The sequence below is a fragment of the Dietzia sp. B19 genome (assembly GCF_014145155.1).
Lineage (GTDB): Bacteria > Actinomycetota > Actinomycetes > Mycobacteriales > Mycobacteriaceae > Dietzia > Dietzia natronolimnaea.
The window spans coordinates 6,151-7,005 of record NZ_JAALED010000230.1; the positions used below are offsets into that span (position 1 = coordinate 6,151).

General features: G+C 69.6%; 1 protein-coding gene. It reads right to left on the bottom strand.

The window, feature by feature from the left end:
* Window positions 1–34: 34 nt before the first annotated feature.
* Window positions 35–547 (bottom strand): inorganic diphosphatase, encoded by a 513-nt coding sequence (locus G6020_RS07690; protein ID WP_179524465.1) that lies wholly within the window; start codon window positions 545–547, stop codon window positions 35–37.
* Between the last annotated feature and the right edge of the window lie 308 nt (window positions 548–855).

Below are 855 nucleotides of genomic sequence, written 5' to 3' on the forward strand. Positions count from 1 at the left end.
GCGTCGTTGTGGAACGGGATGCGGCGGGCCGGGGTCAGCCGCGGTTGGGCTCGGCCTTCTCCTCGGGATGCGTGCCGTAGTTCTCGATCCCCTCGGCCACGAGCTTCTCGCCGTGGGCCTTGTCCCGCCACTCGCCGGGGGTGACGTGCTTGCCCGGCTCGAGGTCCTTGTAGTGGAGGAAGAAGTGCTCGATCGCCTTGAGCTCGTACTCCGGGACGTCGTTCACGTCCTGGATGTGCTCCCACCGCGGGTCCAGGGCCGGCACGCACAGCAGCTTGTCGTCGCCGCCGGCCTCGTCCGACATCGTGTAGACGCCCACGACGCGGGAGTTGACGATCACGCCGGGGTACACCGACTCGTCGAGCAGGACCAGCGCGTCGCACGGGTCGCCGTCGTCGGCCAGGGTGTGGTCGATGTAGCCGTAGTCGGCCGGGTAGCCCATCGAGGTGAACAGGAACCGGTCGAGGTAGATCTTCCCGGTCTCGTGGTGGATCTCGTACTTGTTGCGCGAGCCCTTGGGGATCTCGATGGTCACTTCGACGGACACTGGCGTACCTCGCTGATCGGCGTTCTCGGGACCCCGGACGCGCGCCCGGGAATTCGCGTCGAGTGTAGTAGGCCGGTGCGGCACCGGGGGCGCTCGTCATCAGGTCGCCCGCTAGCGTGGGTGGTTGATGGCCGCTGCCCGGTCGGGTGCGGGGTGAGGCGAGTCCGGGAGGGTGGGGGTCGGTGACCGAACGGCGCGTGTGGCGGGGGCGGGGCCCGGCGTGGCGGATCGGGGTCGTCCTCGTCACCGTCGCGCTGCTGGTGGCGGGCCTCGTGGTGGCGGCACTCCTCACCGATGTCGAGGGGGAG